The sequence below is a fragment of the Streptomyces pseudoechinosporeus genome (assembly GCF_054783935.1).
In genome coordinates, this window is the sequence record NZ_BAAGPS010000026.1 from 151,004 (window position 1) to 160,807 (window position 9,804).

The window sequence follows — 9,804 nt, forward strand, 5'->3', positions numbered from 1 at the left end:
ACGGACCTCACGCGTCGCTACGACGGGTGAATGTTCCGATACTGCACGTGATGGAAGCTCTGCCTCTGGGAGTCCCGTGTACCCACACGTCGGGGTTGACGCCTCGGGCCTGGCTACGCTCCGCGCGATGGTCCTCGACCACCTGCGCGGTTTCGTCCCCACCGCGTACGCCGTCCCCGCCCTCGCTGTCTCCGCCGCGCCCGTCGGCCCGTGTTACGCACTGGCCGACGGCATCGAGCGCGGGCCGGCGCGAAGCGCCGTCGTCGAGGGGCGGAGGTCGGGTGACGGGCGGACGGTGGGCAGACGGGGTCGCTCGAGCACGTCGGCCACCACCACCGCCCGCCGCCCGGCCGCGGACAGTGACAGCGCCCGGATGATGGACCTCGTGGAGCGCGCCCAGGACGGCGAGGCCGAGGCCTTCGGACGCCTCTACGACCAGTACAGCGACACCGTGTACCGCTACATCTACTACCGCGTGGGAGGCAAGGCGACCGCGGAGGACCTCACGAGCGAGACCTTTCTGCGCGCCCTGCGCCGCATCGGCACCTTCACCTGGCAGGGCCGCGACTTCGGCGCCTGGCTGGTCACGATCGCCCGCAACCTCGTCGCCGACCACTTCAAGTCGAGCCGCTTCCGCCTGGAAGTGACCACCGGGGAGATGCTCGACGCCAACGAGGTCGAGCGCTCCCCCGAGGACTCCGTCCTGGAGTCCCTGTCGAACGCAGCGCTCCTGGACGCCGTACGCCGCCTCAACCCACAGCAGCAGGAGTGCGTGACCCTGCGCTTCCTCCAGGGCCTCTCGGTCGCCGAGACCGCCCGCGTGATGGGCAAGAACGAGGGCGCGATCAAGACCCTCCAGTACCGCGCCGTGCGCACACTGGCCCGGCTCCTGCCCGACGACGCCCGCTGAGAACCCGTATCGCACCCTCACCCACCCCGTACGCCTCCTTACCCTCAGCGACGCTCAACTCACCCTTCGTTGCCGCCTGCTGGCTTCGCCGTCCGATCATCCGTCCTCCGTAACCCAAGTGCCGCGCCGCTCGTTGTGCGGGATACAGGCTCCCTGTGGTCACCTCTGGCCGTCCTCGATCACTCGATCGTGTGGATCCGATCAGAGAGTGCAACCCTCAGGACCCCCTGGGGAGTCGACCGTCATGACGAGAGGAGGTGCCGCCAGTGATCGCGAACGTATCGGCACACCGGCGGGCGCACGCCTTCGCCCAGGCCCTGGAGGAGCAGTCCGACCGGGGCACGGCGGCCGAGCAGTCCGAAGGTCCGGACCCGGAACCCACGGACCAGTCCGGCTGGTCCGAGCGGAGCCGGATGCTGTCCCTGGCGACCGGCCTCGGCGAGCTGCCCAAACCGGCGATGGACCCCGAGGTCAAGGTCGTTCAGCGGGCCCAGCTGGTGGCCGCGATGGAGGCCATGCTGCTGGAGGGCACGGCCGCGGGGGGCGACGCGGTGGAGCCCTCGGTGCCCGGGCAGAGGTCGCCACGGGGGCGGGGTGCTCATCGGGCGACCGGGCTTGGGAAGTTGCGACCGCGTTCCCGGCTCTCCAAGGGGCTCGCCGCGGGTGGGCTCACCGTGGGTGTGGCCGCGGGAGCGTTCAGCGGCGTGGCCGCCGCCAGTTCCGACGCCCTGCCCGGTGACTCGCTCTACGGGCTCAAGCGCGGCATGGAGGACCTCAAGCGGGGCATGGCCGACGGCGACAACGACCGCGGCCGGCTCTATCTCGACCAGGCGTCCACGCGGCTCAGCGAGGCGCGCCGGCTGATCGAGCGCGACCGCTCGGGGCCCCTCGACCACGAGTCCATGGGCGAGATCCGCCGTGCGCTGTCCGGCATGCGGCACGACGCGTCAGAAGGCCACCGGCTGCTGCATGAGGCGTACGTGCGCGACCCCGATTCCCTGGGTCCCATCCAGACCCTCTCGGCCTTCTCCCAGTCACACCGCAACTCGTGGGGCGCGCTGCGCGACCGGCTGCCCGCGCAGCTCGGCGATGTCAGCCGGCAGGTCAGCTCGGTCTTCGACGCCATAGACGAAGAGGTGGATCCGCTGCGCTCGCTGCTGCCGGAGCCCCCCTCACGGGAGGGCACGAGCCGTCAGCCGGGCTCCGGCCAGTCCTCCACCGGCTCCTCCGACACGGACCGCCCGACCACCCCCAGCGCCATCGGCGGCTCCCCCGACGGCAGCGAGTCCAGCAGCGGCAACCCCCAGCCGTCCACCTCGGGCACGGAGGACGAGGGCCTGCTCGGCGGCAACACGGGCGGCCTCCTGGAACCGCCCACGGAAGACCCCAGCACCACCCCGTCCGACAAGACCACCCTCCCGGCCAAGCCCGACGTCACCGTCCCGCCCCTGCTCCCAGGACTCCTCCCGGAGCTGGGTGTCGAGAACGAGGACACGGATTAGTTTCCGCTGATACGTCGGTGGGGGCGCCCCTTGCGGAAAAGGGGCGCCCCCACCGACGTATCCACGCTCTTTCAGGAGCCGGCCGTCAGAAGAACACCGACCTGCGCTGCACCAACAGCTTGTACAGCGTGTGCTGGATCTGCTCCCTGACCTGGTCCGTCAGGTTGAACATGAGCATGGGGTCCTCGGCCGCCTCCGGCGGATAGCCGTCCGTCGGGATCGGCTCGCCGAACTGGATGGTCCACTTCGTGGGGAGCGGGACCGCGCCCAACGGGCCGAGCCACGGGAACGTCGGCGTGATCGGGAAGTACGGGAAGCCCAAGAGGCGCGCCAGCGTCTTGGCGTTGCCGATCATCGGGTAGATCTCCTCCGCTCCGACGATCGAGCAGGGGATGATCGGCGTGCCCTGCCGCAGGGCCGTCGACACGAAGCCGCCGCGGCCGAAGCGCTGGAGCTTGTAGCGGTCGCCGAACGGTTTGCCGATGCCCTTGAAGCCCTCCGGCATCACACCGACCAGCTCGCCGCGCTCCAGAAGCCGCTCCGCGTCCTCCGCGCACGCGAGCGTATGACCGGCCTTGCGGGCCAGCTCGTTGACCACAGGCAGCATGAACACCAGGTCGGCGGCGAGGAGGCGGAGATGGCGGCCGTCGGGGTGGTTGTCGTGCACCGCGACCTGCATCATCAGGCCGTCCAGCGGCAGCGTCCCGGAGTGGTTGGAGACGATCAGCGCCCCGCCCTCGGACGGGATGTTCTCGATGCCCTTCACTTCGACGCGGAAGTACTTCTCGTAGACCGGCCGCAGCATCGACATCAGGACCTGGTCGGTGAGCTCCTGGTCGTAACCGAAGTCGTCGATCTCGTAGTCGCCCGTCAACCGCCGCCGCAGGAAGGCCAGACCACCCGCGATGCGCTGGTCCCAGCCACCGCCCTGCTGCTCCGGCGGGGATGCGGGTTCCTCACGCGTCACCGGCACATCTGTCACAGGAACATCATCCTGCAGAATCGTTCGGCCAGGCAGGGGCTGGACCTCACGTACCCCTGCGGGCTCGCCTTTGAGCCGGCTCCCCGCGCCCCGGCGCCGCGGCGGCCGGTGCGCGGCGCTCCCACGGGACCGGTCGTCGTCGAACGGAATGACCTTGGCGTCCGCCATCGTTGATGCGCTCCTCAGTTGGCGCTCTGCGTCGGGGGGTGGCCACTGCCCAGGAGGGACAGCCCGGCGATCCGGTCGACGGCCCCCGCAAGGGCCTCCGGCGGCAGGAGTCCGGGTCCGCGGCTGCGCGCGAAGTCCGCGAAGGTCTCCGCGGTCGTGTACTTCGGCCGGAAACCCAGCGTCTCGCGCATCTGGTGGGTCGCCACGACCCGGCCATGGGTGAGCAGCCGCAGCTGCTCGGGCGAGAAATCCGTCATACCCAGCGTACGCACTGCCGTGCCCACCCAGCTGACCGCGGGCAGCAGCAGCGGCACCGTGGGCCGGCCGAGCCTGCGCGCGCACTGCGAGAGCAGCAGGACCCCGTCTCCGGCGATGTTGAACGTCCCGCTGTTGAGCGTCCCGCGCTCGGGTTCGTGCGAGGCGATCCGCAGCACGTCGATCACATCGTCCTCGTGGACGAACTGCAGCCGCGGATCGTAGCCGAACACGGTCGGCAGCACGGGCAGCGAGAAGTACGCGGCCAGCGGCGAGTCCGCGCCCGGCCCGAGGATGTTCGCGAACCGCAGCACGCACACGGCCACATCGGGCCGGCGCCGCGCGAAGCCGCGTACGTACCCCTCGACCTCCACCGTGTCCTTCGCGAAGCCACCGCTGGGCAGCGACTTGGGCGACGTCGTCTCGGTGAACACGGCCGGGTCGCGGGGCGCCGACCCATAGACGTTCGTACTGGACTTCACGACCAGCCGCTTGACCGCCGGGGACTTCTGGCAGGCGCCCAGCAGCTGCATGGTGCCGATGACGTTGGTCTCCTTGACCGAGGTCCGGCTGCCGCTGCCCAGCGGAGTACCCGAGACGTCCATGTGCACGACCGTGTCGACGGAGTACTCGGCGAGCAGGCGCGCGATGGTGGGCTGCCTGATGTCGGCCTGTACGAAATCGGCTCCGCCCAGGTGGTGCTCGGGCCGGACCGCGTCCACGGCGACCACCCGGTCCACCTCGGGGTCCCGCTGGATCCGCCGTACGAAACGGCCCCCGAGCTGCCGGGCCACTCCGGTCACGAGCACGACCTTGCCCAAGATCAGCGCCTTCCTTCCAGCCCTTGAGGACTTCCTGCTCGTACTCTGCCGCGTTCCCCGTGACGGCCCACGTTAGCGGGTCGATGTTGCGCTGTGGTGACCACTCGATGCATGAAGTCACCACGGACGCGGACGTACGACCAGACTCGGCCAAGGACGTACGACCCGACCAAGCCAACCGGGTAGGGCACCAAGCCGACGGGGTATGGCTGTGGCCTCCCACCGACCGGTGGGAGGCCACAGAGCGCCTGCCTGTCGCAGCGGCGCGCAACACCGTGGGCAGAGTCGTGAGAGCGGGTCCGCCGGGGCGGGTTCACGGCCCTACGACCTGCTGCCTACTTCTTGTTGCGACGCTGAACGCGCGTGCGCTTGAGCAGCTTGCGGTGCTTCTTCTTCGCCATCCGCTTGCGCCGCTTCTTGATAACAGAGCCCACGTCAACCCTCGCTCACTTCTCGGACAACCCCCGCGTCAGCGGGGACAATCACTCGGTGCGGGGCTGCATTGGGGCCCACACGACCTACGGGGGGCCAGCCTACCCCGACAGAGCTCCGAGCTTGTAATCGAGGTAATCCCGGGGGAAACCGGGGACGACCCTGAGGGCCGTCACCGGTATCCGCCGGAGTCGCCGTCAGGCGGTTTCCACCCCCACGTAGGACTCGCGAAGGTACTCGTGAACCGCTTGCTCCGGGACTCGGAATGACCTCCCGACCCGGATCGCGGGCAGATGACCGCTGTGCACCAGCCGGTACACGGTCATCTTCGACACTCGCATCACCGAGGCGACTTCCGCCACGGTAAGGAACTGAACCTCGTTCAGAGGCCTCTCGCCAGCAGCCATGACACACCTGAACCTTCCGCACTCGACGGTCACCGGCTTCCCCTTCCGGTGACACTTCGTCGTTGCGTGCTCACTCCCCAATGTAGGGGCGGGTGATGCGAGTGGGGAAGAGGGGATGCCATCTGGGCCCTACTGTGACAGACACGCTCGATTGAGTACATAGCGAGTAAGCGGCCGGTAGTAAGCAGACCGCACAGCGTCATCAAGCGGAACGGCGACGGACACTCGCCCCTCCGCCTCCCCGACGAACAGCGCGGGATCGTCCGTATCACCAAGACCCATGGCCTCGAACCCCAGCTGACCTGCGCCGCAGACCCAGCCATGGTCTCCGATCACCAGTTCCGGGAGAGGCCCGCCGGCCTCCGCGGCGGCCGCCAGCGCGAGTCGAACCGGGAGCGGCGAATGGGAGTGTGCGCCGGTCTCACAACCGGTGGCCGAGGCACTTGGTTCGCGCACCAGCGCGACACCTTGTACGTAGTCAAGGTTGTGCGTGCGTAGACCGAACCGGGTCGTTATGTCGACACAGCTACCCTGCGCGGGGGTGAGCACGGCACATCCCGCCGCCGACAGGGCGTCCGCGAGAGCGGCGTAGAAACCGAGCAGTCGGTGCGGGTGGCCGGTGCCGAGGAGCACCGGGGAACGGTTACGGGCCGCCACCTGGAGCCGCTCGGCGAAGGCATCAAGGGCCGCCAATGTCCGCTCAGGATCGATCACATCGTGGCCCGATGTGTGCCGTGGATCGGCCGAGACTCCGCACTTGTCCGCCATCAAAGCGACCAAATCCGGCTGTTTCCAAGTCCATTCAGGGTCGAGCCCGATCATGACGCGGGGATCGCGAGCCGCGAAGAGCCGATAACTCCGCAGACTCTCCTCCCGCGAGGTCGCCACAGGCCCGGCCAACCGGGCGGCCAGCAGATGCGCACGCAATGCTCCGGCACTCAACACGTCAGCGATGCTGGCGCATGTGCCACTGGCTCACGCCCAGAACGGGGAAAGCCCGCACGGTCGGAGTAACAAACGGCTATCCGCCCTGGGGAAAGCGAGCCCCGTGCGCAGGGCCTACGCCAACAGCCCCCGCAACGGGAACACGGCCCGCCGAGCCGCGACGATCGCCTGATCAAGCCGGTCGGCCGGATCGTAACCGTCCTCCCACGACTTCCAGGCCACCGGCCACCGCCCATCAGTCATCCGCACCGGCGCCAACTGCCGCGTACGAGCGAAGACTTCCTGCCGCCATCCCTCAGGAATCACCGCATCCGGCGCGATCTCCCGCCCCGCGGCAATGGCGACGAGATGCGTCCACGACCGGGGCACCACGTCCACCACGGCATACCCGCCCCCACCAAGCGCGATCCACCGCCCCTCGGCGTACTCATGCGCCAGCTCATGACAAGCGACCTGCACCGCCCGCTGCGCATCCAGCGAAACGGCCAGATGAGCCAGCGGATCCTCGAAGTGCGTATCGGCCCCGTGCTGAGTCACCAGCACCTGAGGCCGGAAGTCCGCGATCAACTCCGGCACGACGGAGTGAAAGGCCCGCAGCCACCCCACGTCCCCGGTCCCGGCCGGCAGCGCCACGTTCACGGCGGAGCCCTCCGCACCGTCCGCCCCGGTCTCCTCCGGCCACCCGGTCTGCGGGAACAAGGTCCGAGGATGCTCGTGCAACGAGATCGTCAGCACCCGCGGATCCTCCCAGAACGCGGCCTGCACCCCGTCCCCGTGATGCACATCCACATCGACGTACGCGACCCGCTCCGCCCCCAGCTCCAGCAGCCGCGCGATCGCCAGCGACGCGTCGTTGTAGATGCAGAACCCCGACGCCCCGCCGGGCATCGCATGATGCAGCCCGCCCGCGAAGTTCACCGCGTGCGAGACGTCCCCGCGCCACACCGCCTCGGCCGCCCCCACCGACTGCCCGGCGATCAGCGCGGACACCTCGTGCATCCCGGCGAAGGCGGGATCGTCCATGGTCCCAAGGCCGTACGACATGTCCGCCGCCCGAGGATCCACGGAAGCGGCCTTGACCGCCTCGACGTAGTCCTCACGATGCACGAGCCGCAACGTCGACTCCCCGGCCGCCTTCGCCGCGACCACGTCCATCTCACGATCGAGCCCGAAGGCATCCACCAGTCGACGGGTCAACGCCAGCCGGACCGGATCCATCGGGTGATCCGGACCGAAGTCATAGCCCGTTACTGCCTCGTCCCACATCAGCTGTGTGCGGCCGCTCATGCCCGTCACCGTATCGGTTTGGTTCAGGAGCGAACGACCGGGCGTACACCAGGGTCACCAGCACCAACACCATCGGCACAAGCATGGCCCCCCGATAGGTCCACGCATCGCCCAGAGCCCCCACGAGGGGCGAACCGATCAAGAAACCCACATAGTTGAAGATATTCAGCCGCGCGATGGCCGCATCCGCCGCACCGGGGAACAGCCGCCCGGCGGCCGCGAAAGTCTGCGGTACGAGCACACACAACCCGAGCCCCAGCAACGTGAACCCGAGCAGCCCGACCCACGCCCCCGGCGCCACCGCCACCACCGCGAACCCCACGGACGCGACGATCGCCCCCAGCCGTACGACCGCCACGGCCCCGAACCGCCGCACCCCGAAGTCCCCGATGGCCCGCCCGAGCAGCGTCGTGACCATGTAGACGTTGTACGGCACGGTCGCCAGCTGCTCCGAACTGCCCAGCACGTCCTGCAGATACTTGGCGCTCCAGTTGGAGACGGTCGAGTCCCCGATATACGCGAAGGTCATCACCAGACACAGCGGCAACAGCAGCTTGAAGGCGACGGGTTGCCCGACCACCGCCTCCTTCGGCTTCTCCTCACCGTGGCTGCCCCCGTCGACGTACCACCGACTCCCCACCAACGCTGTGGGCAGCAGCACCAGGACGACCGGCAGATACGACACGAACAGGTGCAGATCCCAGTGCGCCCCCACCCACGCGAGCGAGGCCCCGACGATCCCACCCAGGCTGTACACCGCGTGGAAGCCGAGAATGATGCTGCGCCCGTACGCGTGCTGCAGGCTCACCCCGAGCATGTTCATGGACGCGTCGAGCGCTCCGACAGCCAGCCCGAACGCCCCCAGCGCCAGCCCGATCTCCCACAGCCCGTCACCGGCTCCGACACCGAGCAGCGCGAGCAGCACGACGGGCTGCGACCAGCGCAGTACGCGACTGGGCCGCACCCGCTTGACCAGCTGCTCCGTGCAGACACTGCCGACGCCGGCGAGGACCGGCACGGCAGCGAGAAAGGCGGGCAGCAGGGCGTCGGAGATCCCGTACTGGTCCTGGATCGCGGGGATCCGCGTCACCAGCAGCGCAAAGGCCACACCCTGAGCGAAGAAGCTGAACGCCAACGAGGCCCGGCCGCGCCGCAGCACATCTGTCATGGCCGATCAGCGTACGGGCGCAGCTTACTCGTGGGTAGATGGATTGGAAGATGAATCTTGCTCATCTTCTGGAGGAGCCGAGACTTCGTCTTCTGGAAGGGCAAGAAGGGGACCAGCAGGGGCACAACCGGGGAGCAACAGGGGGCGCTTCAAGAGAGGAGCGCGGGCAGTTCCTGCATCGCGCCGAAGAGTGCGGTGACTCCCGCAAGCCGCTCGGCGGGCGTCATCGCCGTGAACCCGTACACATCCATGCCCGCCTCGACAGCCGCCCGTACCCCGAGCGGACTGTCCTCGACGACCACACACCGCTCCGGCCGAACCCCCATCCGCTCGGCCGCGTACAGAAACAGATCCGGCGCCGGCTTCCCCCGCCCCACATCCTGCGAACTGAAGATCCGCCCGTCCTCGAACCACCGCTCAAGCCCAGTCGCCCGATGCCCCACCCGAATCCGCTCATGACTCCCGGAGGACGCCACACAGTACGCAACCTCGTCCGCGGCCAGCTTCTCCAGCACCTCCACGGCCCCGGCCACCGGCCTCAACTCCCGCTCGAATGCGGCGAATACACGCCCGTGAAAGACCTCGTCGAAGTCCTCAGGCAACCGCTGACCGGTCCGCTCCAGCACAAGATCGTGTACGCGATGCATGGCGGCGCCCATGTAGTCACGAAGGGAGTCCTCGTACGAGGTCGGGTGCCCGAGCTCGGTGAGATAGGCGGCGAGCAGCTTGTTGGAAATCGGCTCGCTGTCCACGAGCACGCCGTCGTTGTCGAAGATGACGAGGTCATAGCGCATGGCTATGAGAATAGATGGCCCTGAAATGCAGAAAACCCCCGAGTCGGTATCCCCGACCGGGGGTTTTCTCAATATTTGTTCGGCGGTGTCCTACTCTCCCACAGGGTCCCCCCTGCAGTACCATCGGCGCTGT

General features: G+C 68.5%; 10 protein-coding genes. 2 read left to right on the forward strand and 8 right to left on the reverse strand.

Translation table 11 applies throughout. The features are described 5' to 3' along the window. The first annotated feature begins 76 nt into the window (after positions 1 to 76). Both ACYVO6_RS28315 and ACYVO6_RS28320 read left to right on the forward strand, forming a co-directional pair. A complete protein-coding gene (locus ACYVO6_RS28315) occupies positions 77 to 910 on the forward strand; it encodes an ECF subfamily RNA polymerase sigma factor, BldN family (protein ID WP_461065967.1) in 834 nt (277 codons plus the stop codon). Between the two features lie 266 nt (positions 911 to 1,176). Then, positions 1,177 to 2,412, forward strand: coding sequence for a DUF5667 domain-containing protein (locus tag ACYVO6_RS28320; protein WP_461065969.1), 1,236 nt, complete (start codon positions 1,177 to 1,179; stop codon positions 2,410 to 2,412). An 85-nt stretch (positions 2,413 to 2,497) separates the two neighbouring features. Here ACYVO6_RS28320 and ACYVO6_RS28325 read toward each other — a convergent pair whose 3' ends face one another. The 8 genes from ACYVO6_RS28325 to ACYVO6_RS28360 form a co-directional block, all read right to left on the reverse strand. Next, a complete protein-coding gene (locus ACYVO6_RS28325; protein WP_461065971.1) occupies positions 2,498 to 3,562 on the reverse strand; it encodes a lysophospholipid acyltransferase family protein in 1,065 nt (354 codons plus the stop codon). Positions 3,563 to 3,576: 14 nt separating this feature from the next. Then, positions 3,577 to 4,638, reverse strand: a complete 1,062-nt coding sequence (locus tag ACYVO6_RS28330; protein ID WP_461065973.1) for an NAD-dependent epimerase/dehydratase family protein — start codon at positions 4,636 to 4,638, stop codon at positions 3,577 to 3,579. 335 nt (positions 4,639 to 4,973) lie between these two features. Beyond that, positions 4,974 to 5,072, reverse strand: a complete 99-nt coding sequence (locus ACYVO6_RS28335) for a 30S ribosomal protein bS22 (RefSeq protein WP_003948845.1) — start codon at positions 5,070 to 5,072, stop codon at positions 4,974 to 4,976. 195 nt (positions 5,073 to 5,267) lie between these two features. Continuing rightward, positions 5,268 to 5,477: a helix-turn-helix domain-containing protein gene (locus ACYVO6_RS28340; protein ID WP_093781815.1), complete on the reverse strand. Its 210-nt coding sequence runs from the start codon at positions 5,475 to 5,477 to the stop codon at positions 5,268 to 5,270. A 129-nt stretch (positions 5,478 to 5,606) separates the two neighbouring features. Next, a complete protein-coding gene (locus ACYVO6_RS28345) occupies positions 5,607 to 6,422 on the reverse strand; it encodes a phosphatase (RefSeq protein ID WP_461065975.1) in 816 nt (271 codons plus the stop codon). A gap of 114 nt (positions 6,423 to 6,536) precedes the next feature. Beyond that, entirely contained in the window at positions 6,537 to 7,709 is a 1,173-nt protein-coding gene (locus tag ACYVO6_RS28350) for an acetoin utilization protein AcuC (protein ID WP_461065977.1), read from the reverse strand. Further along, positions 7,660 to 8,877 carry an MFS transporter gene (locus ACYVO6_RS28355; RefSeq protein WP_461065979.1) on the reverse strand — a complete coding sequence of 406 codons (1,218 nt, stop codon included), beginning with the start codon at positions 8,875 to 8,877 and terminating at the stop codon, positions 7,660 to 7,662. Before ACYVO6_RS28355 ends, ACYVO6_RS28350 begins: the two co-directional genes overlap by 50 nt. 149 nt (positions 8,878 to 9,026) lie before the next feature. After that, complete coding sequence (locus ACYVO6_RS28360) at positions 9,027 to 9,671, reverse strand: HAD family hydrolase (protein ID WP_461065981.1); 645 nt, start codon at positions 9,669 to 9,671, stop codon at positions 9,027 to 9,029. Positions 9,672 to 9,804: the final 133 nt, after the last annotated feature.